23 protein-coding genes and 3 tRNA genes are annotated in these 26,870 nt (G+C 58.1%); 4 read left to right on the top strand and 22 right to left on the bottom strand.

The features are described from left to right. The first annotated feature begins 54 nt into the window (after window positions 1-54). Window positions 55-1,263 carry an aminotransferase class I/II-fold pyridoxal phosphate-dependent enzyme gene (locus tag DFO58_RS10205; protein WP_120990854.1) on the top strand — a complete coding sequence of 403 codons (1,209 nt, stop codon included), beginning with the start codon at window positions 55-57 and terminating at the stop codon, window positions 1,261-1,263. Beyond that, a complete protein-coding gene (locus DFO58_RS10200; RefSeq protein WP_120990549.1) occupies window positions 1,260-2,042 on the top strand; it encodes a fused MFS/spermidine synthase in 783 nt (260 codons plus the stop codon). Before DFO58_RS10205 ends, DFO58_RS10200 begins: the two co-directional genes overlap by 4 nt. On the opposite strand, the gene rsmD is transcribed toward DFO58_RS10200, so the two are convergent. Genes rsmD through DFO58_RS10180 form a run of 4 tightly spaced genes read right to left on the bottom strand, consistent with a single transcriptional unit; the run spans window position 2,010 to window position 6,849 of the window. Continuing rightward, window positions 2,010-2,603: a 16S rRNA (guanine(966)-N(2))-methyltransferase RsmD gene (gene rsmD, locus DFO58_RS10195; RefSeq protein ID WP_120990547.1), complete on the bottom strand. Its 594-nt coding sequence runs from the start codon at window positions 2,601-2,603 to the stop codon at window positions 2,010-2,012. The two genes, DFO58_RS10200 and rsmD, sit on opposite strands and share 33 nt — an antisense overlap. 18 nt (window positions 2,604-2,621) lie before the next feature. Then, window positions 2,622-4,811 carry an ATP-dependent DNA helicase RecG gene (recG, locus tag DFO58_RS10190; protein ID WP_120990544.1) on the bottom strand — a complete coding sequence of 730 codons (2,190 nt, stop codon included), beginning with the start codon at window positions 4,809-4,811 and terminating at the stop codon, window positions 2,622-2,624. Next, window positions 4,801-5,769, bottom strand: coding sequence for a DAK2 domain-containing protein (locus DFO58_RS10185; protein ID WP_052772339.1), 969 nt, complete (start codon window positions 5,767-5,769; stop codon window positions 4,801-4,803). Before DFO58_RS10185 ends, recG begins: the two co-directional genes overlap by 11 nt. 21 nt (window positions 5,770-5,790) lie before the next feature. Continuing rightward, the gene (locus DFO58_RS10180; RefSeq protein ID WP_113607768.1) at window positions 5,791-6,849 is read right to left on the bottom strand and encodes an LCP family protein; all 1,059 of its coding nucleotides are present in this window, start codon (window positions 6,847-6,849) and stop codon (window positions 5,791-5,793) included. Window positions 6,850-6,984: 135 nt separating this feature from the next. On the opposite strand from DFO58_RS10180, the gene DFO58_RS10175 reads away from it, so the two are divergent. Beyond that, window positions 6,985-7,437 (top strand): DUF3515 domain-containing protein, encoded by a 453-nt coding sequence (locus DFO58_RS10175; RefSeq protein WP_047118923.1) that lies wholly within the window; start codon window positions 6,985-6,987, stop codon window positions 7,435-7,437. A 110-nt stretch (window positions 7,438-7,547) separates the two neighbouring features. Here DFO58_RS10175 and DFO58_RS10170 read toward each other — a convergent pair whose 3' ends face one another. From DFO58_RS10170 to leuC, 6 genes are all read right to left on the bottom strand, one after another. Further along, a complete protein-coding gene (locus tag DFO58_RS10170) occupies window positions 7,548-8,660 on the bottom strand; it encodes a D-alanine--D-alanine ligase family protein (RefSeq protein ID WP_047118922.1) in 1,113 nt (370 codons plus the stop codon). Further along, entirely contained in the window at window positions 8,660-9,694 is a 1,035-nt protein-coding gene (locus DFO58_RS10165; RefSeq protein ID WP_286163554.1) for an NAD(P)H-dependent glycerol-3-phosphate dehydrogenase, read from the bottom strand. The genes DFO58_RS10170 and DFO58_RS10165 overlap by 1 nt, the downstream gene beginning before the upstream one ends. A gap of 46 nt (window positions 9,695-9,740) precedes the next feature. Further along, on the bottom strand, window positions 9,741-10,505 hold the full coding sequence (locus tag DFO58_RS10160) for a lysophospholipid acyltransferase family protein (RefSeq protein WP_231735962.1): 765 nt from the start codon (window positions 10,503-10,505) through the stop codon (window positions 9,741-9,743). Between the two features lie 13 nt (window positions 10,506-10,518). Beyond that, entirely contained in the window at window positions 10,519-11,838 is a 1,320-nt protein-coding gene (gene murA, locus DFO58_RS10155) for a UDP-N-acetylglucosamine 1-carboxyvinyltransferase (RefSeq protein ID WP_120990542.1), read from the bottom strand. Between the two features lie 300 nt (window positions 11,839-12,138). Next, window positions 12,139-12,744 carry a 3-isopropylmalate dehydratase small subunit gene (gene leuD, locus DFO58_RS10150; RefSeq protein WP_120990540.1) on the bottom strand — a complete coding sequence of 202 codons (606 nt, stop codon included), beginning with the start codon at window positions 12,742-12,744 and terminating at the stop codon, window positions 12,139-12,141. A 14-nt stretch (window positions 12,745-12,758) separates the two neighbouring features. Next, entirely contained in the window at window positions 12,759-14,207 is a 1,449-nt protein-coding gene (gene leuC / locus DFO58_RS10145; protein WP_120990538.1) for a 3-isopropylmalate dehydratase large subunit, read from the bottom strand. 113 nt (window positions 14,208-14,320) lie between these two features. On the opposite strand from leuC, the gene DFO58_RS10140 reads away from it, so the two are divergent. Continuing rightward, window positions 14,321-15,046: an IclR family transcriptional regulator gene (locus tag DFO58_RS10140; protein WP_082124047.1), complete on the top strand. Its 726-nt coding sequence runs from the start codon at window positions 14,321-14,323 to the stop codon at window positions 15,044-15,046. 19 nt (window positions 15,047-15,065) lie between these two features. Here the strand turns inward: DFO58_RS10140 and thiL are convergent, their stop codons facing one another. From thiL to DFO58_RS10080, 12 genes are all read right to left on the bottom strand, one after another. After that, a complete protein-coding gene (gene thiL / locus DFO58_RS10135; protein WP_147407248.1) occupies window positions 15,066-16,097 on the bottom strand; it encodes a thiamine-phosphate kinase in 1,032 nt (343 codons plus the stop codon). A gap of 6 nt (window positions 16,098-16,103) precedes the next feature. Then, window positions 16,104-17,747, bottom strand: coding sequence for a GTPase (locus DFO58_RS10130; RefSeq protein ID WP_120990537.1), 1,644 nt, complete (start codon window positions 17,745-17,747; stop codon window positions 16,104-16,106). After that, window positions 17,744-19,513 carry a dynamin family protein gene (locus DFO58_RS10125; protein ID WP_120990535.1) on the bottom strand — a complete coding sequence of 590 codons (1,770 nt, stop codon included), beginning with the start codon at window positions 19,511-19,513 and terminating at the stop codon, window positions 17,744-17,746. The genes DFO58_RS10130 and DFO58_RS10125 overlap by 4 nt, the downstream gene beginning before the upstream one ends. A gap of 95 nt (window positions 19,514-19,608) precedes the next feature. Continuing rightward, window positions 19,609-19,684 (bottom strand) — tRNA-Glu (locus DFO58_RS10120). Window positions 19,685-19,718: 34 nt separating this feature from the next. Further along, window positions 19,719-19,794, bottom strand: a tRNA-Glu gene (locus DFO58_RS10115). A gap of 49 nt (window positions 19,795-19,843) precedes the next feature. Then, window positions 19,844-19,915 (bottom strand) — tRNA-Gln (locus DFO58_RS10110). A 109-nt stretch (window positions 19,916-20,024) separates the two neighbouring features. Then, the gene (locus DFO58_RS10105; RefSeq protein WP_183043156.1) at window positions 20,025-20,789 is read right to left on the bottom strand and encodes an HAD family hydrolase; all 765 of its coding nucleotides are present in this window, start codon (window positions 20,787-20,789) and stop codon (window positions 20,025-20,027) included. 17 nt (window positions 20,790-20,806) lie between these two features. Beyond that, window positions 20,807-22,312 (bottom strand): glutamate--tRNA ligase, encoded by a 1,506-nt coding sequence (gene gltX / locus DFO58_RS10100; RefSeq protein ID WP_120990531.1) that lies wholly within the window; start codon window positions 22,310-22,312, stop codon window positions 20,807-20,809. Between the two features lie 161 nt (window positions 22,313-22,473). Beyond that, window positions 22,474-23,238: a fumarylacetoacetate hydrolase family protein gene (locus tag DFO58_RS10095; protein ID WP_120990529.1), complete on the bottom strand. Its 765-nt coding sequence runs from the start codon at window positions 23,236-23,238 to the stop codon at window positions 22,474-22,476. A gap of 47 nt (window positions 23,239-23,285) precedes the next feature. Next, window positions 23,286-24,353: a UDP-glucose 4-epimerase GalE gene (gene galE, locus DFO58_RS10090; protein ID WP_120990527.1), complete on the bottom strand. Its 1,068-nt coding sequence runs from the start codon at window positions 24,351-24,353 to the stop codon at window positions 23,286-23,288. A 75-nt stretch (window positions 24,354-24,428) separates the two neighbouring features. Continuing rightward, window positions 24,429-25,523 (bottom strand): branched-chain amino acid aminotransferase, encoded by a 1,095-nt coding sequence (locus DFO58_RS10085; protein WP_120990525.1) that lies wholly within the window; start codon window positions 25,521-25,523, stop codon window positions 24,429-24,431. Window positions 25,524-25,637: 114 nt separating this feature from the next. Continuing rightward, on the bottom strand, window positions 25,638-26,696 hold the full coding sequence (locus DFO58_RS10080) for a 3-isopropylmalate dehydrogenase (protein ID WP_120990523.1): 1,059 nt from the start codon (window positions 26,694-26,696) through the stop codon (window positions 25,638-25,640). Window positions 26,697-26,870: the final 174 nt, after the last annotated feature.

Below are 26,870 nucleotides of genomic sequence, written 5' to 3'. Positions count from 1 at the left end.
CGAAGTGACGTTTCGAATACCCGACAGCTTCTGTCCCCGATCCATAATATGTTTATGAGCAATGATTTCACCCCTTGGCAGCGAACAGCACACGGCGCGAACCTCTTGGATTCTACAGGCGCGCCGCGGGTGACGATCTTTGAAGAAATCACCGGACTTGCGAACGAGCACAATGCACTGAATCTGGGCCAAGGATTTCCTGATACTGAAGGGCCGGAAGCCATTCGCCAAATCGCGATCGATTCGATCGCTGAAGGCGCAAACCAATACGCTCCTGGTTCTGGAATACCAGCCCTGTGCCACGCCATTGCCGACCATCAAAGACGGTTTTATGGTCTCGGTCTGGATCCGGAAACCCAGGTGGTCGTCACCACTGGAGCAACGGAGGCGATTGCTGCCGCGATTCTCGCCTTCGTCGGCCCCGGGGACGAAGTTGTCACGTTCGAGCCCTACTATGACTCGTATGCGGCCATGATTGGGCTAGCGAACGCCAAACACAATGTGGTCCAGCTGGAATTGCCAAACTTTCAACCAGATCTGGCCAAGCTCCGCGCCACGGTAACCGACAATACGCGGATGATTATCCTAAACAATCCGCACAACCCAACCGGTTCGGTGTTTGGCGACGACGTATTGAATGAGATCATTGCGCTGGCTCATCAGCATGACTGCATCATCCTTTCCGATGAAGTCTACGAGCACCTGACCTTCGGGCTAAGCCATGTTCCGGTCGCCACCTTGCCCGGTGGATTCGAACGGACGATCACGATCTCTTCAGCGGGCAAGTCATTCTCGTTTACCGGATGGAAAGTGGGGTGGGCTGCCGGGCCTGAAAAGTTGATCACCGCCGTCAGAACCGTTAAGCAATTTCTCACCTATTCGTCGGGTCCGGCATTTCAACCAGCCGTGGCACAAGCGTTGTCGCTTCCAGACGACTTCTTCCAGCAGTTTGCCGCTTCGCTGAGTCACACTTGCGGGCTTCTGGCCAACAGCTTGGAAGAGTCGGGAATCCCCGTTTTCCGCCCCAGAGGAACGTATTTTCTTGTGGCCGATGTAAGTCAGCTGGGTTATCAAGACGCAACCGACCTAGCTCGGCTGCTCCCAGGGCGACTAGGAGTAGCAGCAATACCAATGTCTGTTTTTGTACATCCGGAAAATCGACAGGCTTACTCGTCTTTGCTGCGGTTCGCATTCTGTAAGAAGGAAAGCGTGATCATTGAAGCGGCCCAGCGTCTGCGCAGCTTGCCGGAGCTGGCCCGATGACTGGTGCGATTCAGAAGCGTTGGCTCGGATTCGTCCAAGAGCACGCAACAATCTACGACGACGACCTCGTACCCGGAGCAAAGATCCTGGCGATTGGCGGAGCGGAACAATCCCATGTGAACCTCGCCCACCCGGAAGAAGTTTTCTATGAATATCTAGCCAGAATCGCCAATCACCTCAGGGTACTCCGAGAGCCGAGCGAAGCGCTACGGATGCTTCACTTAGGCGCTGGGGCACTTACCCTCGCCCGCTGGGCCAGCGTAGTCTTTCCATCAAGTACGCATGTGGCCGTCGACATCGAGCGGGAACTTCTCGATTTCGTGTTGACGCAGCTCCCGTTGCCGGCAAATTGTTCCCTCGAAACAATTGTCGCCGACGCCCGCGAGGTCCTGGCCAACCAGCTCGACGGCCAGAAATTCGATGTCATAATCGTCGATATTTTCAGCGGTCCGGAAGCACCGGAGCATCTAACCGTCCCCGAGTACTACTCGGAGCTGTACGCGGCGCTTGATGACCAGGGGCTGTTGTTCATCAACATAGGCGACGATCCGCCACTGGCGTTCACGGATCGGCAGGTAGCAGCGGCCCAACAAAGCTTTGCTTTTGTCATGGTGAGTTCTTCGCCTGAAATGTTTAGCAGGCGGTACCCCGGGAACTTGATACTGACTGCTGCCAAGCAGCGCCTGGATGAGTCACGCATCGCTCAGTGCCAGGCGGCGGGGCCCTTCCCGTCGGAGATCAAGCACTTACTCGGGCTGGACGGGTTCGGCAAACCATAGGTGCGTCTCCCCGTACTTCTTGTCGGCGAACCGCTGAACCATTTCGGGCCAAACCGGTTCAGGAGACCGGCTGGAGCGTTCAACGATGACTGTCGCATCGTCGGCAAGCACCCGGGAGACTTTGTACAGCGTGGTTTCAAGCTCAGCTTCGGTCAACGGATAGGGCGGATCCAGAAAGACCACGTCGAAGGTTTTTCTAGGTTTGCTCGTTTGTTCGTCGAAGTAGCCGTCGAGAACCGAATCAACGGATCCGCGCTGGACTGATGCCGTTTCGCTCTTCAGGGCCTTGTTGACCAAGGTTGTGTTCTGCTGGCACACTGATACGGCCTTGGGCGCTTTTTCGACGAGAGTCACTTGCCGGGCTCCCCTGCTCGCAGCTTCCAGCCCCAAGGCGCCGGATCCGGCGAACAGGTCAAGTACACGAGCTCCCAGCAGGATCTCCCAGCTCTCCAGCCGCGAGAACAGTGCTTCCTTCACCCTGTCGGTGGTCGGGCGCGTAGCGTCGCCGGGCACGGACTTCAGCGGGTTGCCGCCGGCCGCCCCGGCAATGATTCGGCTCATCGTTCTTGTAGCTTTCAGTTAGTTCTTGTTCAGGAATTCGCGGGTGGATTCGTCAACCCAATTCTTGGTCGCCGCCAGCAGCGCCGGATACTTTTCGTGCCAGGACGGCATACCCATTAAGATCCGCACATCATCCCTGGCCTTTTCAATTAGGGCCCGGTCCTTGATGATGCTCAGTTCACGAAGGGTGGACTGGCTTCCGGATTGCTGGACACCCAGGATATTTCCTTCCTTGCGTTCCGCCAGGTCTGCTTCGGCTAGTTCGAAACCATCGAGGGTGGATTCAATGACCCGCAGCCGATTTACCGACGGATGATCCGCATCCAGCCACGTTGACAGCAGGCACGTACCGGGCAGGCCGCCACGGCCCACACGGCCACGCAGCTGGTGCAACTGCGAAATTCCGAAACGTTCGGCGTCCATGATCACCATCAGCGTCGCGTTGGGCACGTCCACGCCCACCTCGATGACCGTCGTTGAAACGAGGACGTCGATGTCGCCCGCGGCGAACGCGTCCATGATCCCCTGCTTGTCCCCGGAATCCAGCTGCGAATGCAATCCCTGAACCGTGATCGAGTTGAACTCGGGCAAGCCGCCGAGCAATTCAAGCATCTTCTCGACACTCATCGACTGCGCGGAGGTATCCTCGTAGGTTGCCAACAAGACGCCTTGCTCGCCAGCTGAATCACTGATGCGCGGACAGACAACGTAGACCTGGTGGCCCTTCGCGACTTCTTCGCGGATACGCGTGTACAGGCGGTTCCTGTATCCAGTGAGCTGCATCGGAACGATGTGGGTGGAAATCGGCGCCCTGCCAACGGGAAGATGCTTGATCGTTGAGGTGTCCAAGTCGCCAAAGACCGTCATGGCGACAGTACGGGGAATTGGGGTCGCCGTCATGACAAGTGTGTGGGGTACCGAATCGTTGCCCTTGGCTCGCAGGGCATCGCGCTGCTCGACCCCGAACCGGTGTTGTTCGTCGATAACGACCAGGCCGAGTTCCGCGAACCTCACTTGTTCGCCCAGCAGCGCGTGGGTGCCGACAATCAGGCCGGTTTCACCGCTGGCGATCCCCAACAGTGCTTCCCGGCGCTGGGCGGTTTTTGCAGAACCTGTCAGCAGCGCAACACCAGTTCCTTCCCCTTCGCCGAAGAGCCCAGGGTCGGCCAGCGTGCCGAGCATCTTGGTTATCGACGCGTAGTGCTGTGCCGCCAGGACCTCGGTGGGTGCCAGCAACGCGGCCTGTCCGCCCGCGTCGATGACCTGGAGGATCGCGCGGAGCGCAACCACAGTTTTACCCGAGCCCACCTCGCCTTGCAGCAAACGGTGCATCGGGTGGTTGAGCTCTAGGTCCTGGCTGATCTCATGCCCGACCTGCTGCTGGTCCTCGGTCAGGACGAATGGCAGCTGTGCATCGAACTTGTCGGCCAGCCCACCGGTGCGGCGGGGCCTTGCGATGGCGTGCTGGGTGCCTATCTGGCGGTTTTGTTCGGCAAGTGAGAGCTGGAGCAGGAATGCTTCTTCGAAGGCAAAACGTTGGCGGGCAACGTAAGCGTTCTTCAGCTCGCGTGGAGAATGGCGGTTGGCATAGGCCTGGTGCCGCAGGGGGTAATGGTGGGCATCCAATAGCTCTTTCGGAAGAAACTCGGGGAGATTCTCTTCCGTCATCTGCTCAATGAGGTGTGCCATCAGGTCACGGATCTTCTTGTTCGGCATTTTGGCCGAGGCCGGATAGATCGGGATGGGTCGAGGATCCGCCTGGGATGCCTCATCGAGCACTGCGTAGTCCGGCTGGTTCAGCTGAAGGTGGTCCTGGTACCAACCGACTTTGCCGCTGAACATGGCAATGGTTCCGACCAGCAAATCCGTGCGGGCTTGATAACCGTTGAAGAACGTCATCTTCAGTTGCTGGCCGGCGTCGCCTAGCTCATCACTGACGGTGACTTCGAAGATGAATCCCTTGCGCGAGTGCATTTGACGCTGACTGATGTTGACGACTTGCGCCACCACCGTGACATGTTCATCAAAGGGAAGCTCCGCGATGGGTGTCAGTTCCCCTACTTCGACGTACCGCCGAGGAAAATGCCGGATAAACTCCCCTACCGTGCCGTAGCCGAACGCTTTTTCCAAAGCAGTTGCGTTCTTGGCGCCGAGCATCTTGGACAGCGGCGAGTTCTCGAAATCTTGAATCGTAGTTTCAGCCGTCATGAATACAAAGATCGGTCACACTGATGTTTACCGGGTTGCCCTGTTGTCGAATGAGGTCCAAGGCCGCTTCGGGATCCTCCACGTGCACATGCACCCGCCATCGGTAGGTGTCTTCTTCAAGCTGGTTCACCGGGGACATGATTACCGAATTACCCAAAGCATCCAGTTGGCCGCGAAGTGTTGCCGCGCCCAAGGCATCCAGCGTTACCGTGCACATGACTTCCACACCCTCGATTTCCTCGAAATCGAAATGCACATGCGGATCTTGAACGCTGTAGCCGTGGAATCCCTCGTAATCGTCGAACTCCGTGCGTTCGTTTCGGATGGCGGCGCAAAGCTCGTCGACGATAACCAACATGCCGACAGCTCCTGCGTCGACAACACCGGCTTTGACCAAGCTTGGCAGGGTGCTTTCCGTGCCCTTCACAGCCAATCTGGCGGCTTGCGTCATTTGCGTCAGCAAGGTGTCCAACGCGGCACGGCTGTCTTTGTCGACCTTCAGGTGCATCAGCGTGGATGCCGCTGCCAAGGCCAGTGCATTGATCACGGAAAGCATGGTGCCTTCCACTGGCTCGCTCAGCGCCGACCAGGAACGAACCTTCGCCCGTTCAAGTCCCAGTGCCAGCAATGGTGCTGTCAGCCGTTCCTGTCCCTGCCACGGCTCGCTCAGTCCGCTGAGGAAGACTGCCAGCAAGGTTCCCGAGTTGCCGCGCGCGGACTCCATGGCGGCGCGCGCGGCAACTTCTAGGAATCCTCCAATGTCATCGCTTTCCAATTTGCTGACGGCATCATGACCGGCACGTGCGGTCAGATACAGGTTGCTCCCCGTGTCACCGTCGGCAACTGGAAAAACGTTGATGGCATTGAGCCGATCTGAATGATTGCCCAGGCTCTTGACACTGCGCGCAAGCCAATGGCGAATTGCGCGAACCGAAGTATCAAGTTTCTGGGTGGTCATAAAGAGTGGTTCCTTCAATGGTTACTGAGACAGGTCAGTAGATGCTACGAATTCGTCAACCGTATCGTTCTGGAGTGCTTCTCCAAACTTGTTAATCGTATCCATATCTGGGATGACAATCGACTGTCCATCGGCCGACCGGCCAGGACCGTTGTTTGGCAGGGTGAAGAATTCCATATCGCTGGTGCTGATATTGATCATCGACGAAGCGATTTCGACAACCTTGCCCGCATCCAGCGTGTCGTCAACGGCCACGAATGGTGCGAATTCGCTGACCACATTTTGAATCTTCACCGGGTTCGTCAGAGTGTCCTTCGACAAGATCTGACCAAGCAGCGCCTTGACGAACAGCTGCTGGTTCTTGACACGGCGGTAGTCGCTGCCGCCCGGACCGGTGAACGCCTTGCGCTCGCGTACGAAGGCCAGGGCTTCTTCACCGTTGAGCTTCTGCACGCCTTCCGGGAAGTAGAAGTTCTTATTGTGAATTGGACGGAAAGCAATCGGGTTGTTGATGGTCACGCCGCCAACAGCGTCGGTCAGTCCCTTGAATCCTTCAAAGTCAACGGAAGCTACGTGGTCAATTCGAACGCCGAAAAGGCCTTCCAGAGTTTCAACGGCCTTCGCTACGCCACCGTTCGCAAATGCACGGTTAATCTTGGCTTCACCGATGCCGGGAAGATCCAACCAGGTGTCACGCATAATTGACGTCACGAAAACACCTGAACGATCCGACGGGATATGCACAAGCATCATGGTGTCGGAACGACCACCATTGGGCAACGTGGCAAAATCATCGTCCTGCTCGTCGCTGTCGCGTTGCGCACGGGTATCGCTGCCCAGAAGCAGGATATTCAACGCATTCTCGGATTCCTTCTTGACTTCCGGACGGGTTTCCTCTGCAGGGAAGGCGTTTTCAAGCTTCTGGCTGTTGTCATCGAATGTACGTCCGAGATTCCAGGCGTATCCACCAGCGACAAGTGCGGCGATGACCACCAACGACAGGATGCTCAGAAGGACTACTCGCCCGGTTCGCTTCTTTTTCTTCGTGCGCGAACGCGTTGGCTGTTCTTCGAATGACATATGCTACCTTTCACAGATTCAACTCAATACATCTTATCTTTCAGATTCGCACGGTACGCTTACAACGTGTCCAAAATCAGTCTGAACCCGGAACCGTCACCAAAACTTAATCGAAAATTTGGTCGAACCGCGACGTTGATCGCCACATTGGCTTTCGTCGCCCCAGGTCTGGCCGCATGTGAATCTGTTGCATCCGTTGATGCTGCTCCCGACGCTGCCAATCCGCTGTGCGCCGAAATGATGGTGGCACTTCCAGAAGTCGTGGGCGACGCCAAGCGTCGCCCAACCTCGTCCCAGGCAACCTCAGCGTGGGGCGACCCATCTCAGGTGGTTTTGCGGTGCGGTGTCGACGTCCCCGGCCCGACAACTGATCCGTGCGTGTCGGTTAATGATGTCGATTGGATCGCTCACGAAGGCAACGACGGGATTTGGACTCTGACCACCTACGGTCGTACTCCCGCAACGGAGATCATTATGGACCCCCAGGTCATTCCTTCAAGCACGGTTCTGGCTACGTTGTCTGACGCGGCTTCGCGCATTCCCGCAGAGAAACAATGCGTCAGCATTCAGAAAGACGAGCAGCTCTAGTAGGCATACGAGGCGCCGAGCCGGAAATCTGAAAATTATTCACGAAAAAGCGTCTTGCTTTAACCCATTTTCACAGAGGTTAAAGCAAGACGCTTTTCATCTCAGGCCGCTTAGCGCAGACCGATCCTGCGTTCGCTGGCCAGCGCAATCAGCTCGTCAATCAACTCACGGTAGTCGATGCCCGTTTTGGCCCACATTTGCGGGTACATGCTGGACGGGGTGAACCCGGGCATCGTGTTGATTTCATTGATAATCCACTCGCCCTCGGGAGTGTAGAAGAAATCAACTCGCGAGAGGCCTTCGGCGTCAATGGCGTCAAAGGCCTTGACCGCAAGTTCCCGAATCTGCATCGTGGCTTCGTCACTGAGTTGGGCGGGGCAGCTTAGTTTCGCTGCGGCACCGTCAACGTATTTCGCCTCGAAATCGTAGAACGTGTGCCCGTTGTCGGCAACCGAAATCTCTCCCGGCAGCGACGCGCGTGACGGAGTTGAGCCGCGGCCTTCCAGGACGCCGCATTCGATCTCTCGGCCGATAATTCCCTGCTCCACGATGACCTTGGGGTCTTCGCGGCGCGCAACCTCGATGGCGTCCCTCAGCTCCGAAGGGACATCGACCTTGGTGATTCCGACCGACGAACCGGCACGGGCTGGCTTGACGAACAACGGGTACTCCAGGCGCTCACAACGCTGGAGTGCCGAGTCGCTGTCTCGCAGCCATTGTTTGTTGGTAATGACTTCGTACGGGCCGACTTTGAATCCGGCGCTTTCGAAAACTACCTTCATGAAATGCTTGTCCATGCCCATGGCGCTTGCGGCAATACCGGAACCAACATATGAGACTCCGGCCATTTCAAGCATGCCCTGGATCGAACCGTCTTCGCCGAACGGGCCGTGCAGCAACGGGAAGACGACGTCGATTTCACCTAGCTCGGAAACAACCGATTTCGACAGGGACATCAACGACGTCTTGTTCGGGTCAGTTGAGAGCTGCACCGGATTGTCGACATCAGAGATCTCCGGCAAGGAACCGGTGTTGAGAGCCCAGTCCTGCGGATCTTCGGTCAGGAGCGTCCATTCGCCCTGACGCGTGATGCCCACCGGCACAACGTCGAAGCGTTCCCTGTCGATTGCGTGCATCACGCCGGCGGCGGTGACACAAGATACCGAATGCTCGGAGGAGCGGCCACCGAACAGGAGCAGAACCCGTGGTTTGCGTTCAGTCATTACTGCAGTTCTCCTTCAGACTTCAATTCGCGAGCCAGCAGACGCTCCGCCATGTTTTCAACACTCAGCGTGCCTTCAAGCACCATGACGACAGCCTCGGTAATAGGCATGTCAACACCGTGTGTTCGGGAAAGATCGAATACTGCTCGGGCAGATTTGATGCCCTCGGCAGTCTGCGACATACGGTCATTAACCTCGTCGAGGAAGAGGCCCTGCCCCAGAAGACGTCCAGCAGTATTGTTGCGCGACAGCGAGGACGAGCATGTAGCCACCAGATCACCCAAGCCGGAAAGGCCGGCCAGCGTGTCCAGACGTCCTCCCAATGCCAAGACCAGTCGAGTCGTTTCCGCCAGACCGCGGGTGATGACGGTGGACTTGGTGTTGTCCCCCATGCCCATGCCGTCGCACATGCCCACGGCCAACGCGATGATGTTCTTCACGATGCCTCCGAGCTCCACACCCAGCACGTCATCGTTGGTGTAGGGGCGGAAGTACGGAGCCGAGCACAGCTGGGCGATCCAATTGGCCGTCTGTTCGTCGGTGCAGGCTACGACGGAAGCAGTGGGTTGCTCGCGAGCGATCTCCATAGCCAAGTTCGGACCGGACAAGACCGCAATGCGGTTCTCCGGCAATTCGGCGACTTCTGCGATCACCTGGCTCATACGTAAATCCGTGCCGCGTTCCAGCCCCTTCATTAGCGACAGAACTACTGCGTCCGGCTCGATGAGGTCCTTGAACCCGTCCAGTTCTGCCCGCAACGACTGGGAAGGTATCGCCAGCACCACTAGGTCCGCCCCGCAGAGGACTACCTGGCGGTCGGAGGATGCGGAAATGTTCTGCGGAAGCTTTGTGTCGCGCAGATAGCGGGAGTTGGTGTGGCGTTCGTTGATCTCATGCGCAGCATCGTCCCGGCGAGCCCAGATTTGAACCGAAATGCCCTGCTCGGCCACGGCGTCTGCCATCACCTTTGCGAAAGTGGTTCCCCAGCTTCCGGCGCCCATGACGGCGATCTTGCGTGGTAAAGGCTTGGTCACGATTCTTCTTTCGACGTTGCTGATGTGTATTTACTTGTCTGTGTATTTACTTGTCCGGGTTCTCAAAGCTGCGACCGGTCCGGGCCTGCCCATGCTCGCTGGGATCCCACGGCTTTTCCGGCGGAGTTTCGCCTCGAATTTCCGCCTGAAGCTCGGTAATCGACGCCATGATGCGTTCGGTAGCTTCTTCAAGGACTTTGCGAGTACGCGGCCCGTTGCGCAAATCGTCGAGGTCTACCGGCTGGCCAACCGATACCGTCACGTGCTTGCGGGGAAACAGGTACATCTTCTTGGAGTAACGCGGCAGCAACTCTTGGTCTCCCCAGTGGGCCATGGGGATAACTGGGGCACCGGTCTGCAGGGCCAGACGGGCGGCACCTGTTCGCCCCACCATAGGCCACAGATTGGGATCACGGGTCAGGGTGCCTTCGGGGTAGATCACCACGACGCCCCCGGCGTCCAGGACCTTTTTCGAGGCCTTCAACGAGTCGCCGGCTCCGGCAGCGCTTCGCGCCACCGGAATCTGGCCGGTTTCACGAAGGATCCATCCGAGCACTGGCGGCTTGAATAACGATTCCTTCGCCATCCAGCGAGGCAGGCGGCCATGGCTGTACACGGCATGCCCGACTACCAGCGGGTCAATCTCGGTCAAATGATTCGGGCACAGGATATATCCGCCCTGTGGAAGGTTTTCAAAGCCTTTCCAGGTCTTGCCCATCAGGGAGTTCATCAGCGGGCGGACGATATTACCCAGAACATTGAAAATACGCTTGGTGCGCGGGCTTTCGCCGGGAGCCTGGATTTTAACCACGGACCGGTATCCTCTATTCGCTCAGTTCAACATTGGCGCCAAGTGCAGTGAGCTTGTCCATGAAGTGCTCGTAGCCTCGGTTGATCAGCTCAATACCGGTGACCTTGCTGGTTCCCTCGGCGGCCAAGGCCGCAATCAGGTGGGAGAATCCGCCACGCAGGTCCGGGACGTCGATTTCCGCACCAACCAGCTTGGCAGGTCCGACCACCACTGCCGAGTGCTTGAAATTGCGGTGGCCGAAGCGGCACGGGGTGGAGCCCAGGCAGTCGGTGTGCACCTGGACGGTAGCGCCCATATGCACCAGTGCATCGGTGAATCCGAAGCGGTTTTCGTACACGGTCTCGTGAATGACCGAAACGCCGCTGGCCTGCGTCAGTGCGACCACCAGTGGCTGCTGCCAGTCGGTCATGAAGCCGGGGTGGACATCCGTTTCGAGGATCAACGGGTTCAGGTCGCCACCGGGGTGGTAGAAGCGGATGCCGTTGGCCTTGACCTCGAACTCGCCGCCGATCTGGCGGTAGACGTGAAGGAAGGCGGTCAGGTCCCGCTGTTGGGCGTCCTGGACAAAGATATCGCCCTTGGTCACCAGCGCTGCGGAAGCCCAAGAGGCTGCCTCGTTGCGATCAGGCAGCGCGGTGTGCTCGTAGCCGTTGAGCTTGTCGACGCCCTGGATGCGGATCACGCGGTCTCGGTGCACAGAAATGATGGCGCCCATTTTCTGCAACAGCGAGATCAGATCCAAGATTTCCGGCTCGATGGCGGCATTGCTGACCTCGGTGACGCCCTTGGCGCGAACGGCAGAGAGCAGCACCTGCTCGGTGGTGCCGACACTAGGGTACTTCAAATGAAGTTTCGCGCCCTTGAGGCCCAGCGGCGCGGAGATGCGGATCCCGTCGGTGGCCTTGTCCACGACCGCGCCGAATTCACGCAGGACTTCGAGATGGAAATCTATGGGACGATCGCCGATACGGCAGCCGCCGAGGTCCGGGATGAACGCCTCACCCAACGAGTGGATCAGCGGGCCGCAGAAAAGAATCGGGATGCGCGAATCGCCGGCGTGGGCATCGATTGCCTGATTGGAGGCCGACTTGGCCTGGCTCGGGTCCATGGTGAGGTCGCCGGTTTCCGGATCCCGCTCGACCTTGACCCCATGGATCTCCAGCAGGCTGCGAACGACGGTAACATCCTTGATCTCTGGCACATTCCGGAGCACCGAGGGCGTATCGCCTAGCAGCGCCGCCACCATGGCCTTGGGAACCAGGTTCTTAGCTCCGCCGACTCGTACGGTGCCTTCAAGTGGCACACCGCCATGGATCGTCAGGATCTTACCCATGTATGAAATACCTCATCGCGTAGTCGTTATTGCCTGCTCCAGCCTGCGGGCCGTGAACTAGCAGGACTAAGTAAGCATACCGCCTAAGTCAGCATGAAATGGGACCGATAGTCGCGTGGCGTGGGTATTGTGAGGATGCTTTCAGCCTTTGAATTCAGGGAATACACCGGAGGAACATCGAAACAAGAAACGGCCCGTTCGCATTCAGTTCAATGCATTGTGCTGAATGCGAACGGGCCGTCCGGGGAACCATGGCAGAGCGTCAAGATCAGCTTGATGCCGCAGCCAAGATGCTGCCGTTTAGTCGGCGAATCGTGCTGGAAGCGTCTTCGGCTTATGCGAAGGACGTGCAGCCTCGAATTCGGTGATGTCCTCTTCATGCTGGAGGGTCAGGCCGATGTCATCCAGGCCTTCCATCAAACGCCACCTCGTGTAGTCGTCAATCTGGAATGGCGCGGAAATCGATCCGCACTGGACCGTGCGGGATTCCAGGTCAACCGTGACCTGGGTGCCCGGGTTGTTCTCCAGTTCCTTCCAGATCAATTCGATGTCGCTCTGGGCTACCTCGGCAGCTACCAGCCCCTGCTTCCCGGAGTTGCCGCGGAAGATATCCGCGAAACGAGCCGAAATGACTGCCTTGAACCCGTAGTCCTTCAGCGCCCAGACTGCGTGCTCGCGAGACGAACCGGTGCCGAAGTCGGGGCCGGCCACAAGAACCGAGCCTTCGTTGAATGGCTTCTGGTTCAGGATGAAGTTCTCGTCACGGCGCCAACCGGCGAACAAGGCATCCTCGAATCCGGTGCGGGTGATGCGCTTGAGATAGACGGCAGGGATGATCTGGTCAGTGTCGACGTTGCTCTGACGCAGTGGTACACCGATTCCGGTGTGGCTAACAATCTTTTCCATGACGGTGATCCTTCCTAGACCGCTACCGGAGTGTTGACGAGGTCGCTCGGCGAGGACAGCGTGCCGCGGATTGCCGTTGCGGCGGCTACCAGCGGGGAGACAAGGTGGGTGCGTCCGCCCTTGCCCTGGCGTCCTTCGAAGTTTCGATTCGAGGTCGAGGCGCAGCGCTCGCCTTCTGTGAGCTGGTCGGGGTTCATGCCCAGGCACATGGAGCATCCGGCAAAACGCCATTCGGCGCCGAAGTCCTTGAAGATCTGGTCCAAGCCCTCGGCTTCAGCCTCCAAGCGGACGCGGGCCGAGCCAGGGACAACAATCATGCGGACGTTGGGGTCCTTTTCCTTGCCCTTGATCACCGCGGCGGCCGCCCTCAGATCCTCCATGCGGGAGTTGGTGCAAGAGCCCAGGAAGACGGTATCAACACGGATTTCCTTCATGGGAGTTCCGCCGGTCAGACCCATGTACTCCAATGCGCGTTCGCAGGCCTTGCGGTCGTTTTCGTCCTCGAAGTCTTCCGGAGTTGGCACCGTGGCAGAGAGCGACACGCCCTGGCCCGGGTTCGTGCCCCAGGTGACGAAAGGTTCCAGTTCATCCGCGTCCAGGAAGACCTCTGCATCAAACTGGGCCCCCTCATCCGAGTGCAGCTGCTTCCACTCCGCAACGGCGGCGTCCCAGTCTTCGCCCTGCGGGGCGTGTGGACGTCCATTGACGTAGTCAAAGGTGGTCTGGTCCGGAGCGATCATGCCGGCCCGGGCGCCTGCCTCGATGGACATGTTGCAAATGGTCATGCGCGCATCCATGGACAAGGCGCGGATGGCGGAGCCGCGGTATTCGAGGACGTAGCCCTGGCCGCCGCCGGTGCCGATCTTGGCGATGACCGCAAGGATAATGTCCTTGGCGGTGACGCCCGGCTTCAAGGTGCCCTCGACGTTGATCGCCATGGTCTTGAACGGCTTCAAGCTCAGCGACTGGGTCGCCATCACGTGCTCGACCTCGGAGGTGCCGATGCCGAAGGCCAAAGCGCCAAACGCGCCGTGGGTCGACGTGTGGGAGTCGCCGCAGACCACGGTCATTCCCGGCTGGGTCAATCCCAGCTGCGGACCAACGACGTGGACGATTCCCTGTTCCTTGTCGCCAAGGGAGTGCAGGCGCACGCCGAACTCCTTGCAGTTTTCCCGCAGGGTGTTGATCTGGGTCCGGCTCGTCAGGTCGGCGATGGGCTTGTCGATGTCAAGCGTGGGCGTGTTGTGATCTTCCGTGGCAATGGTCTGATCGGGCCGGCGCAGCTGGCGGCCGGCCAGACGCAGTCCTTCGAATGCCTGCGGAGAGGTCACCTCGTGCAGCAAGTGCAGATCGATGTAAATAAGATCCGGCTGGCGGGCTTCGCCTTCACCGGTTCCGCGGCGCACAACATGCGCGTTCCAGACCTTCTCGGCCAGTGTTTGTGGCGACTGCGTGGCAGACATGCGACACACTCCTCAAGCTACGTTCATTTGATATCTCAACTTTGACACTTCACAGAAGGACATTTCCAGTATGCGGACTTGAATCTCAAATGCTGAGACGGGAGAATCGACATATGACAACAGGTAGCGGCGTAGGCGTACTCGATAAGGCAGCCGCCATTCTCAATGCCTTGGAGAATGGCCCAACCACGCTCTCACAACTGGTGGAGCTGACCCAGATTTCCAGGCCAACCGTACATCGAATTGCGCAGTCGCTGGCCCATCATGGACTCGTCGGAAGGGACCTGCACGGGCGTTTCGAACTGGGTAGCCGCTTGGTTGAACTTGCCAGCGCCGCCGGTGAAGACCGCTTGGTCAGCGCCGCTGGACCGATCCTCCTCAAGCTCCGGGACCAAACCGGTGAGAGCACGCAGGTCTTCCGCAAGCAGGGAGACTTCCGTGTTTGCATCGCCAGTGCGGAACGCCCGGTGGGTCTGCGGGATACCATCCCCGTGGGCACCCAGCTCTCCATGAAAGCTGGATCCGCTGCGCAGGTGCTTTTGGCCTGGGAGGACAATGAGCGAATGATCGATGGCCTGCATCATGCACGGTTCACGCCAACAATTCTTGCCGGCGTGCGTCGGCGCGGGTGGGCGCAATCGCTGGGCGAACGCGAACCCGGGGTTGCTTCGGTATCAGCGCCAATCCGGGGCCAGTCCGGTCGTGTCATTGCCGCGTTGTCGATGTCCGGTCCTATTGAACGTCTGACCCGCCAGCCGGGAAAGATCTACCATGAAGCCGTAGTTGCCGCAGCGAACGAGCTGTCTGAATTGCTCCGGGTTCAGGCTGAACGCCCCTGAACCGAGAGCTGGTCTCGATTCAGCGCTTCATGGCCTCGGAAAAATGGTCGAATCCGCGGGCTCCGTTGACGATCTGCCCATCGATTTTCACCAGGGTACGGCGGCCGGTCTGCGCACTGACGTCGCCGATGACGGTGAATTCTTCAGGAATCGAGGCACCTTTCGGGAACACCGCGAGCAGTCCGAAGTCTTCTCCGCCTTCAAGGACCCACAGCATCGGATCCGCACCCAACAGCACTGCCGCAGGCTCCAAGCGAGCAGCGAAGTGCTTCAGCGAGTCGACGTTCAGGTTAAGGTTGACGCCGCTGGCCTTGGCCAGACGCGAAGCATCCCGGATCAGTCCATCGGAGATGTCCATCATGGCGCTCGCGCCGGCTTCGGCCGCCCGGGGACCCGATTCCAACGGCGGGGTTGGTTTGCACTGGGAATCCACGATCCTGCGGACCGAACGGTTCCACGTCTGCCATTGCGTGCTGCCATCGAGTACCGCCAGTCCAGCGCCGGCCGATCCCAGACGTCCCGCGATGGCTATGCGGTCCCCCGGTGTGGCGCCGCTCCTGAGCACCTTGCCGTGCTCGCACTCTCCGATGACGGTAGTAGTCACTGATATTTCGGCAGCCTTGCCCAGATCTCCGCCAATCACCGCGAGACGGCCCGCACCGAGCCCTTGAACTGCAGCGGAGATGCCCCTGGAGAATTCCTTGACCCATTCAATGCTGGTGCTTTCAGGCAGGGACAGGGAGATGACGGCGCCTGTCGGGACGCCTCCCATGGCATTGATGTCTGAAACATTCTGGGCGATCGACTTCCACCCGATGTCGAAGGCCTTGTGTTCGAAACCGCTGTCCCAGTACAACCGGAAGTCCTGATTCTCGACAAGAGTGTCGACGGACACCACAACTTCCGAACCGGAAACGGCTAGGGCTCCGGCGTCGTCGCCTGGGCCCAGGGGTGCCTGTTTGGAGTCCAGGAGAGGCAGCATGGCGTCAAGGATTCCCTGCTCCCCTAGGTCGCCGACGGTCGGGAGCTTGCTAGCTTGGTGATTCGTCACTGAGTATTAATCGGCTTTCTTCGCGGCCTGGTTGATGAGATCCGCATAGCTGTTGAACTGGTCCAGGTGTGCAGCGACAGGATCCACGATGTGCTGGCGGACAACGCCCGCAACGGAGCGCTCAAGGTTCCGGTGAACATGCTTTCTCTTCATCTTAGCGACCATTCGATTGACAAATGAACCGGCGATGCCGAGGACAATACCGAGCAGTAACCCGACCAGGAGCATCAGGGTGGGAATGGGAAAACCTTCGACCATCGGAGGCTCCGGAACAGCGAACTGAAGATACCCCGCCACGGCGAGGGCACCGAGCCACAGGACGCCGCCCAAGGCAACAACAATCGACGCCCATTGCATGACCTTCGTCAACGGCCACCACCAGGATTTCTTATCAATCGCTAGGTCTGTGGTGGCTATGGCCACGTCAATATCCTGGTCCAACTCGTCAAGGTGATCCGTGGTACTTGCCCTGAGCTCTTCCGACCAACCCACCGGCATCCCGTCCGTAGCCTTGGACAGGTAGGTGTTGACCGACTGCTTGATAGTGGCAGATTGCGCCACGGACAGCGGGGGCCGCGAGGTCAGGGCCAGTTCCGGATGCTCGTGGTTTCGCCCGAGGTTCATCCTCTGCAATGGGTCGTTTTTGAAGCGGATCACCCAGCTCGTCAATGGCCAGCCGGTGTGCGAGGAAGCGCGAAGCAGGTAGGAGCGCTCGGCCGCGTCCGCGATCAGGTCCACCCCGTGGGCTGCGGCGATTCCCTGTTCCAGCTCGGCTTGGTCGAGCTTCCCAGGCAGGTTGACCTGTTCCACGCCGAGTTCGGCAACGAGTCGATGTATGACCTGATCGACATCGGCCTTGAGCCGTCGAATCGACAGGGCCTTGTTTTCCGCGAGTTTGGCGATCCGCGTTCTTAATGCATCGATGCCTTCGCCGGTTCGCGATGAAGCCGGAAGGATTTCCAGTCCCCGGAATCCGTCCTGGGCAAGAAGTCCCGTCAAGGATTTCTGGATTGCCGCTCGATCGGATGCCGCGATGAGGTCTATCTGGTTCAGTACCACCAGCAAGTTCCCCTCATGGGATCCCAAACCATCAAGATAGCCTTGATGGATGGAGGCATCAGCGTACTTCTGCGGATCCAGCACCCACACCATGACGTCCACCTGCCCGGACAGTCTTTCCACAATTTCATGGTGCTCCAGTGCCGTTGAGTCCATGTCCGGAAGATCCAGGAGGATCAGGCCTCCGCTCGGGGTCGTTCCGCGCGGCGCTGTGGTGGCTCCGAACATCGAGTCGACGACGTGCCGATCATCAACTTCCAGCCAATCAAGCAGTTCTCCGGAACCTTCCGGGTTCCAGATCGCCGCGATGGTTTTCGTTGTAGTCGGACGAATGACTCCGGTCCGGGCGAGCTGTGCTCCCGCCAATTCGTTGAAGAGACTTGATTTGCCGGAACCCGTAGCTCCGAAGAGCCCGATGACCACATGGTCGGAGGACAGTTGGCGACGGGCTTCGGCGCGCGAGATAACCAGTGCTGCGAAATCAACAGTTTGCGGGTCGAGGTACGATTCTCCAAGCTTCATCGCCTCGGAAATCGAATCGATCTGACCCGACAGACTGGCTTGAGCCCTGAGTACCTTGCGCTCGCTCATACGTGGTGGCCTTTCTGGCCCTGGGCGTGAATAAACTCAGCCAGGCCTTCCAATTCTTCGGGTTGCTGGCAGGACCTGATGACGTTTCGGTAAACGTCTGCGTTGGCATTGATCAACTCGCGTGCGCGTTCTTCGAGCATGCCGCTGGCCCTTGCCGCCATCCGCCGCACAGCGTCCTCACCAAAAATGGCTTCCAGCAGTTTTTGGCCGACTACAGCAGATCCCCCGGCGATACCGAGCTCCAGTCCGGTTAGCCCCGCCGTCGATGCGAAAACGACAACCATGAGGATGACTGCAATGCCATTCACTCCGAATGCCGCCATGCGGGCAGTCTTTCGCTTCCCCGCGCCCTCTTCACGAATCATGGTGAGAATGTCATTCTGCCATTCGCGCACGCTGCGGCTTGCCAACTCGCTGAGATCCGCGGGCAGTCTGGGGGTGGGCAGTGCGCGGCTGAGTTCCTGCCCAATGGGGGTGGTACGCCAGACCCGGTCGAGGTTGTCGGCGGCCTCGGTAATTTCTGCGACGAATATTGCGTGCAGGCCCGTTTCAATCGCCTGTTCAACCCTGTTGCTTGCCGGCGGTCGCCCGGAGAAAAATGAACCAATACGGTCGCGGATGCGGCCTACGCTTCCTTCAATTCCACGCACCAGTTCTCCTGCACCGACGAAATCCTGCCATCTAGCCAAGATCTCTCCGCGGAGCAGGGTTCCATCCTTCAGCGCCGATTTCACCACGTCCATGGCTTGGTCGAAACGCTGGTCTACGCCGAGGAGCAGTTCCTGCAGTTGCGCTTCCTGGTCCTTGAGTTCCGCGTAGAGCTCGTTCACGTCCGCAACGGACCGCCTAAGTGCACCGTCAAGGGTTTGTAAGGCGATGCGTTTGCGTTCCTGGGCATCTCCGGCCAGCGAGTCAAGCCAGTTCGAAATTGGTTGCTTCAGCGCTTGGGGCAATAATTTTTGCTGGTCAAGCTTCATTTCTTGAATCACGTGAACGGCCGAAGATCCCAGTCCCCTATCTCTGAGCAGTCGTTCTAAATCAGGAAGAATTTCGGTTTGCGCACCCGCGGGCACACGATTGAGCACGATGCTGACAGTGATGTTCCGGGCCCCCGCTTCCGTGAGCAGGTCCCAAGGCAACGCATCCGCATACCGGTTGGCAGTCGTGACGAATATCCAAAGGTCCGCTGCATTCAAAAGCTGCGCGGCCAGGGCACGATTTTCGTCCGAAATGGAATCGATGTCCGGTGCGTCAATAATGGCAATCCCGGAGGGCACTTTCGCGTGTGGAGCGAGTTGCACTGCCTGCGCTTTTGCGTTGGCGTCATCCGATTGATTCCCGGAATACGACAGCCTTCTCAGCGCGGGGAGGATTCGTCGATCTTCAAACCACGACGCTTCGGACGGGTTGTACGCGAGCACCGGAACGCGGGTTGTCGGGCGGACGGCGCCGGACGCGCTGATGGTCTCGCCAAGCAGTGAATTCACCAGAGTGGATTTCCCGGCACCGGTGGAACCGCCCACGACAATGAGCAGTGGTGCGTGGAGGTTTTCCAGCCGAGGCACCAGATAGTCGGCGATCTGGCGTATCGTCTTGGCTCTGAGTATTTCGCTGGGCAGCGTCGGATTGGATGCGGAAAGTAGAAAGGTGAGTCCGTCTAGTGCGGAGCTCAACGATGCCAGCTGTTTGACGGTGGACAGCGCATAACCTGAACCCTCCGGGGTAGCTGCGCCGCCCGCCGAGCGGGATTCCGAATTTGCCTCCATGTGACTATCTTGCCCTATGAAAGGACGTTATTTGAAACACATCGGGCAGATTTGGGTGGATATACAACAAGCCACAGATTTACCTGTGGCTTGCGTGGTGACCCCAACGGGATTCGAACCCGTGTTGCCGCCGTGAGAGGGCGGAGTACTAGGCCGCTATACGATGGGGCCGTATATTCCCTTGCGGGAGACCTGAGAAGAAGCTTGGTGACCCCAACGGGATTCGAACCCGTGTTGCCGCCGTGAGAGGGCGGAGTACTAGGCCGCTATACGATGGGGCCGTATGCCAAGAATTTCTCCTTAGCTCATCAAATGATTTTTGATGAAGCGCTGGGATACCAGGACTCGAACCTAGAATGACGGAACCAGAAACCGTTGTGTTGCCAATTACACCATATCCCATTGTGACTTGGGCTTTCAGACTGAATTGATAAATCAATTCTGACTGATCGCTTCAGCACGAGATATAACTATACCGACGTTCCGGGATCAATACAAATCGACGATTCCCCTAGGATTCGGTGACAAAACTGTCGAAGCCTGCACCGATTAACTCCGCCAAGCCCCCGAGATGACGGATTCGAAATCCGAGGAATTCCTCATGAAGAGCCTCGCGGTCCAGCAGTACTGCTGGGAGTCCCGCATTGCGGGCTCCCTCGTAGTCATTGACCGGGTTGTCCCCCACGTAAAGCGTCTGCCGCGGATGGATACCAAGCTGCTGGCAGCCCGCGAGAAACGGTGCAGGCGCTGGTTTCGGCGCGCCGGCCGTATCGGATCCAACAACCACAGCGAATCCTTCAAGACCGGCAATTTCCAACTTGGCCCGCTGGTATGACTCAAGGTTGTTGCTAACGGCACCGAAGGGAATGCCCATGGCTCGGAGCTGATCCAAGTGGGGCACGACGTCTTCAAACGGGCGCCAATAGCTACGCACCGTCTTCTCATAGGTCTCGGCCCACGCTTGGTATAGCTCCCCTGCCGGCGCTTCGGCATTCACGAGCCCCAGGGAGAATCGCAAGCGAATCTCCCTTTGCTCTAGGAAAGTCAGTTCACCTGCCATGTAGCGTTCGTAGGCTCCGGCCCTGTCATCGGCAAAAGCTGCGGCAACGACGCTTGCTTCCGAAGCATCTACGTGTCTGAGCTCTTCGGTTGTAAGCTCCAGGAAAGCTTCAATAGCGGCTGCTCGAAGGTCTACCAGAGTGTCATCAATGTCAAAAAGTACGCCCTGGATGGATCTGTTGGCAGATCCATCCAAGGCGTTAGGTACTTCGTTCACGAAATTAGCGTTTCCTGTTACCGCGAGGCGCCGAAGGTACGCATACGGTTCAAGCTCGACTGCCGGCCGAGGATCTCCATGGATTCGAACAATGGTGGCGAGACGCGCTTGCCGGAAACGGCAACTCGCGCAGGACCGAATGCCTGGCGTGGCTTCAGCTCCATCTCATCAACCAGCTTGGTCCGCAGTGCATTCTGGATCTCTTCCGCGTTCCAGTTCGTCACGCCTTCCAAAGCTTCAATCGAGGCACTGACAACGTCATCCAGGTTGGCCGGCATACCCTTGAGCGCCTTTTCCTCAACGACAATTTCGTCATCATTCTTGAAGAGGAATTCGAGCATGTCTGCCGCTTCGCCCAGAAGAGTAATGCGCTCCTGTACCAGAGGCGCGGCCTTGTCGAGGATCTCGTTTTCACGGGCGGTCAGCTCTTCACCTACAAGGCCAGCAGCCTGGAGGTAGGGAACCAAGCGATTGCGGAAGTCCTCTGGTTCCAGCATGCGAACGTGGGTTCCGTTAATTGCTTCGGCCTTCTTCACGTCGAAACGTGCAGGATTCGACAGCACGTCGGTCACGTCAAATGCCTTGACCAGTTCTTCACTGCTGAAAATGTCCTGATCCGCGCTCAACGACCAACCAAGCAGCGCCAGGTAGTTCAGCAAGCCCTCGGGAATGAAGCCATTCTCGCGGTGAAGGAACAGGCTCGATTCAGGATCACGCTTGGAAAGCTTCTTGTTGCCCTGGCCCATCACGTACGGCAGGTGCCCGAATCGCGGCATGTACTTGGCAACGCCTACATCATGCAGCAGCGCGTAGAGGACAACCTGACGCGGAGTGGAGGACAGCAGGTCCTCGCCGCGCAGCACGTGAGTCACTCCCATCAGCGCGTCATCCACCGGATTAACCAGCGTATACAGTGGCTGGCCGTTCGCGCGGACCACTACGTAGTCAGGCACGCTCCCCTGCTTGAAAGTGATCTCGCCGCGGACCAGGTCGGTGAAGGTAACATCCTCGTCCGGCATGCGCACGCGAAGTACCGGTTCGCGGCCTTCGGCCTTGAACACAGCGATCTGCTCTGCAGTCAGTTCACGGTCGAAGTTGTCGTAACCCAGCTTTGGGTCGCGGCCGGCGGCCTTGTGACGAGCTTCGACTTCTTCCGGCGTCGAGTAGGACTCGTAGAGGTGGCCGGCCTCGCGAAGCTTGGCAATGACATCCTGGTAGATGTCGCCGCGCTGCGACTGGCGGTACGGCTCATGCGGACCGCCCACGTTGACGCCTTCATCCCAATCGATACCCAGCCAGTTCAGTGCGTCCAGAACCTGGTTGAAGCTTTCCTCGGAATCGCGCTTCGCGTCGGTATCCTCAATACGGAAAATCATCTTGCCGCCGGTGTGGCGGGCGTAGGCCCAGTTGAACAGGGCCGTACGAATCATGCCTACGTGTGGAGTGCCGGTAGGCGATGGGCAGAAACGGACGCGAACGGGAGTATCTTCGGTCACGGGTGGAATCAGCGAAAGATCAGTCATGATGGTTCCATTCTAAACCTTCGGGCCAGCTTGCCGAATTCGATGCACGAAGGCTCCCGGTCACATTCGTGACCGAGAGCCAGTGCGGTACCACCAAAATGATGATGGCGAGATGGTGGCTTTTCCAGTTCCATTGAAAAACCACATTTACTCAAAACACGTTATCGACGGAAAACCGACCTCAGTGTTCCGAGTCCCTCAAGTTCGATCTCAACGATGTCGCCGGCGTTGACTAGTCCGACGCCGGCAGGGGTACCTGTCATGATGACATCGCCGGGAAGCAGGGTGAAGGCTTCAGAAGCCCGTGCAACAAGTTCGGAAACGGGCCAAATCATGTCCCGCGTGGAACCGTCCTGACGGACCTCGCCATTCAGGCGCGTGGTGATCGCTACGTCGTCCGGGTCTTCCAGTTCGGTTTCGATCCATGGGCCGAGCGGGCAAGAGCCGTCGAATCCCTTGGCCCGGGCCCACTGCGGGTCGGTCCGCTGGGCATCTCTGGCAGTGAGGTCGTTGGCGATCGTGTATCCGAAGATGACGTCGCTGGCCTTTTCTGCTGGCACATCCTTGCAGATACGGCCGATGACGACCGCAAGTTCGCCTTCGAAGGAAACCTCCTGCGAAAATGCAGGAAGGGTGACCGGCTCTCCGTGTCCAACGACTGAGGTATTCGGCTTCAGGAACATCAGTGGTTCTGGAGGCACCTCGTTGCCGAGTTCCTTGGCGTGTTCGCTGTAGGTGCGACCGAATCCGACGACTTTGGATCGCGGAATGATTGGCGCTACCAACCGAACGTCGTCCAGCTGGTGCATAGCACCCGTGGTCTTGATGCCCTGGAAGAACGGATCCCCCGCAAGTGCATGAATATTTTCTCCGTCGACGACACCGTAAAGTGGGTCGCCATCAACTACAAATCGAGCAATGCGCATTTCTAAACCCTAACTTGCTCTGCCCCTGTCCTGCACACAGCGACAGCTTACTTTCCGTTGATGAATGCGTTCAGTTCTTCTTCGGTCATTTCGCGGAACTCTAGGTCCGGGAATCCTGTGGGATTGTTGCTTTGCCAACGCCACATGTCACCCACCATCTGTTCCAGCCCACGCTCGGCCTTCCACCCCAGATCAAGACGGGCTTTCTCCGCATCAGCGTAATTTTCCGCGACATCACCAGCGCGGCGTTCCACGATCTCGTAGGGCACCGGCCGCTTCGAAATTCGTGCGAACGCTTCGATGACTTCCAGCACGCTCGAACCGGCTCCCGTACCCAAGTTCCAGACATGCGCACCCTTGGACTGCTGCAGGAAGTTCAGGGCCGAAAGGTGTCCTGCCGCCAGATCCAATACGTGGATGTAGTCCCGGACGCCGGTCCCATCAGCAGTGGGATAATCGCCGCCGAAGACGTTGACCTTTTCACGAACTCCTACGGCAACCTGAGCTACGAATGGCATGAGATTATTGGGGATGCCCTGTGGATCTTCGCCGATCTCTCCGGATTCGTGCGCGCCCACAGGATTGAAATACCGTAAATTTGCGATGGACCAACGTGGGTCCGAGGTCGCCAATTCCTCGAGCATTTCTTCGATGTGGAGCTTCGTGCGGCCGTACGGATTAGTAGCGCTACGAGGCGTTGACTCAACTAGCGGCAATGCCGTCGACTCGCCATAGACAGTTGCAGATGAGCTGAAAACGAGTGTCCTGCATGCAACAGATTCCATGGCATCCAAGAGATTTAGAGTGCCAGTGACGTTGTTCCGGTAGTAGCGAAGGGGCTGGGATACAGACTCCCCTACGGCCTTCAACCCAGCAAAATGGATCACGGCGTCTGGCCGCAGGGCTTCGAAAATGGAGTCCACTGCAGAAGCATCAAGCAAATCAATGTTGTGAAGCTCTGGTGCCCGCCCTGCTAACTTCGTAACTCGACGAATCGACTCCGGTGATGAATTGCTGAAGTTGTCGATAATGGAAACGCGGTATCCTTCCTGCAAAAGCAGAAGGACGGTATGCGACCCAATATATCCAGCTCCACCGGTAACCAAAACGTGCATGCCGAAGTCCTCACTTAAAACGAATTAGCTGTGCAATAAACATTGCACAGCCAATTCTACGTTTATCTTCCGCTATTAGACCAAACGCTCCAGCCATCCATGCCGGTCTTCAACCGTTCCACGCTGGATGCCAAGCAGTTCTTCGCGGATCGACATGGTGACTTCGCCAGCCTTAGCGTCTTCGTCACCGATCAGCTCGTTGCCGTTCTTCAGAACACCGATCGGGGTGATCACAGCAGCGGTACCGCAGGCGAAGACCTCGGTGATCTCGCCGCTGGCAACGCCTTCACGCCATTCATCAAGAGTGATTCGGCGTTCCTCGACTTCCATTCCCCGGTCCTTGGCAAGCTGGATTACGGACGAGCGGGTAACGCCTTCAAGGATGGTTCCGGTCAGTGCAGGGGTGACCAGCTTGTTGTCCTTGGTAACGAAAAACACGTTCATTCCGCCAAGTTCTTCTACCGCATTGTCATTGAACGGGTCAAGGAACAGAACCTGCTTGCAGCCATTGTCTTCAGCTTCAAGCTGGGCGACGAGTGATGCAGCGTAGTTTCCACCGCACTTGGCGGAACCGGTTCCGCCTCTGCCTGCGCGCGCATAGTTTTGGGACACCCAGATGGCGACGGGCTTCAGTTCTCCACCGAAGTAGTTGCCTGCCGGCGATGCGATGACCCGGTAGGAAACTTCGCGTGCTGCGCGAACGCCCAGGAATGCCTCGGTGGCAATCATGAACGGACGAAGGTAGAGCGCCTCGCCATCACCTGTTGGAACCCAGTCGATGTCGGATGCCACGAGCTTTCGCAGCGACTCGACAAATACGTCTTCGTCAAGCTGCGGCAGAGCGAGACGTGCCGCCGACTTATTCAGTCGCGCAGCGTTTGCATGGGGACGGAACGTCCAAACTGATCCGTCTTCATGACGGTAGGCCTTCAGGCCTTCAAAAATTTCCTGGCCGTAGTGAAGCACGGAGGCCGCAGGATCCATCGCGATGGGGCCGTACGGTTCGATGCGAGCGTCATGCCAGGTACCGCCATAGCCTTCACCGTTGGCCGACCAGTCAATGACCGCGGTGTGGTCGGTGAAGAAGTCCCCGAAGCCCGGGTCGGCAAGAACCTTGGCGCGGTCCTCGGCGCTTTTGCGGTTCGTTGAGAGATTTTCGGTGAATTCCATCTAACCTTGGACTTCCTAATTTATGTACGAGCAACGGGTGTCCCACAAAGTTGCGGAACACCCGTTTGTGGATTAGCTACCGGATACATCCGTACCGGGAACTTCCCTTTTAGCTTATGCCAGCAGGGCTACAATTGCATCGCCAATTTCGCTGGTGGTGCGGCGATCGGTCAATTCCTGACGTGAAGTGATCTCTTTTTCAACTGCCTGCTCGACAGCCTTCGATTCCTCAGACAGCCCCAAATGATCAAGCATCAAGGCAACGGACAGAATCGCCGCGGTCGGGTCGGCCTTTTGCTGGCCGGCAATGTCTGGGGCGGAGCCATGCACCGGCTCGAACATCGACGGGTAGGTTCGGGACATATTGATGTTGCCACTGGCCGACAAGCCGATGCCACCGGTGATGGCGCCTGCTTGGTCTGTCAAAATGTCGCCAAAAAGGTTGTCCGTGACGATGACGTCGAAGCGGGCGGGGTCGGTGGTCAGGAAGATGGTCGCGGCATCCACGTGGAGGTAATCGTGCGTTACCTCAGGGAACTCCTTCGCCACAGCTTCGACGGTCCGGCGCCACAGGTGACCAGCGTGAACCAACACATTGTGCTTATGAACCAAGGTCACGTGCTTGCGCTTCCGGCGCGAAGCTCGCGCAAACGCATCTCTAACGACACGCTCAACGCCAAACGCGGTATTCACGGATACTTCAGTGGCAATCTCGTGCGGAGTGCCCGTACGGACAGACCCGCCGTTGCCCACATACGGACCTTCGGTACCTTCGCGCACCACTATGAAATCGATGTTTCCCGGGTTGGCCAGAGGGCTTTCAATGCCAGGGTAAAGCCTCGACGGACGCAAGTTCACGTAGTGATCCAGCGAAAAGCGCAGCTTCAGCAGCATTTCACGCTCAATGAGCCCGGAAGGAATACGAGTATCGCCAGGAGCGGCACCCACCGCGCCGAACAAGATGGCGTCGTGCTTCTTGAGATTCTCCAGTGTCTCCTCGGGCAGGGTTTCACCGGTTTCGAGCCAATGCTCGGCACCCAGCCTGTAGTTGGTCAAATTGACCTCGTACTCGCCGCCGTTGGTGACGAAGTTCAAGACCTTGACGGCCTCTGCGACGACTTCTGGCCCAATGCCATCCCCAGGAATGACTGCAATTTCAAAAACTTTTCCCATGGAGCCAAGCCTACCGAACGGAGTCCAACATATGAGAGCTCGTCTCAAATTATGAGAAACTGTGAAATCTCAACTGTAAAACCTCAAACTCCAGGATGAGGTTCCCCCATGAACAGAGCACTAAAATAGGATGATGTACGCTATTTCGCTCAGCTAGAGGTCGCGTGCATTCGG

The sequence above is a fragment of the Arthrobacter sp. AG1021 genome (assembly GCF_003633665.1).
GTDB lineage: Bacteria > Actinomycetota > Actinomycetes > Actinomycetales > Micrococcaceae > Glutamicibacter > Glutamicibacter soli.
Note: the sequence above shows the minus strand (reverse complement) of the source record. Positions and strands in the feature narration are given on the sequence as shown.

Bases quoted from the DNA above. Each gene is read 5' to 3' on its own strand.
- DFO58_RS10205 (WP_120990854.1), top strand. From the start codon at position 55: ATGAGCAATGATTTCACCCCTTGGCAGCGAACAGCACACGGCGCGAAC.
- DFO58_RS10200 (WP_120990549.1), top strand. From the start codon at position 1,260: ATGACTGGTGCGATTCAGAAGCGTTGGCTCGGATTCGTCCAAGAGCAC.
- rsmD (WP_120990547.1), bottom strand. From the start codon at position 2,603: ATGAGCCGAATCATTGCCGGGGCGGCCGGCGGCAACCCGCTGAAGTCC.
- recG (WP_120990544.1), bottom strand. From the start codon at position 4,811: ATGACGGCTGAAACTACGATTCAAGATTTCGAGAACTCGCCGCTGTCC.
- DFO58_RS10185 (WP_052772339.1), bottom strand. From the start codon at position 5,769: ATGACCACCCAGAAACTTGATACTTCGGTTCGCGCAATTCGCCATTGG.
- DFO58_RS10180 (WP_113607768.1), bottom strand. From the start codon at position 6,849: ATGTCATTCGAAGAACAGCCAACGCGTTCGCGCACGAAGAAAAAGAAG.
- DFO58_RS10170 (WP_047118922.1), bottom strand. From the start codon at position 8,660: ATGACTGAACGCAAACCACGGGTTCTGCTCCTGTTCGGTGGCCGCTCC.
- murA (WP_120990542.1), bottom strand. From the start codon at position 11,838: ATGGGTAAGATCCTGACGATCCATGGCGGTGTGCCACTTGAAGGCACC.
- leuD (WP_120990540.1), bottom strand. From the start codon at position 12,744: ATGGAAAAGATTGTTAGCCACACCGGAATCGGTGTACCACTGCGTCAG.
- leuC (WP_120990538.1), bottom strand. From the start codon at position 14,207: ATGTCTGCCACGCAGTCGCCACAAACACTGGCCGAGAAGGTCTGGAAC.
- DFO58_RS10140 (WP_082124047.1), top strand. From the start codon at position 14,321: ATGACAACAGGTAGCGGCGTAGGCGTACTCGATAAGGCAGCCGCCATT.
- DFO58_RS10130 (WP_120990537.1), bottom strand. From the start codon at position 17,747: ATGAGCGAGCGCAAGGTACTCAGGGCTCAAGCCAGTCTGTCGGGTCAG.
- DFO58_RS10125 (WP_120990535.1), bottom strand. From the start codon at position 19,513: ATGGAGGCAAATTCGGAATCCCGCTCGGCGGGCGGCGCAGCTACCCCG.
- gltX (WP_120990531.1), bottom strand. From the start codon at position 22,312: ATGACTGATCTTTCGCTGATTCCACCCGTGACCGAAGATACTCCCGTT.
- DFO58_RS10095 (WP_120990529.1), bottom strand. From the start codon at position 23,238: ATGCGCATTGCTCGATTTGTAGTTGATGGCGACCCACTTTACGGTGTC.
- galE (WP_120990527.1), bottom strand. From the start codon at position 24,353: ATGCACGTTTTGGTTACCGGTGGAGCTGGATATATTGGGTCGCATACC.
- DFO58_RS10085 (WP_120990525.1), bottom strand. From the start codon at position 25,523: ATGGAATTCACCGAAAATCTCTCAACGAACCGCAAAAGCGCCGAGGAC.
- DFO58_RS10080 (WP_120990523.1), bottom strand. From the start codon at position 26,696: ATGGGAAAAGTTTTTGAAATTGCAGTCATTCCTGGGGATGGCATTGGG.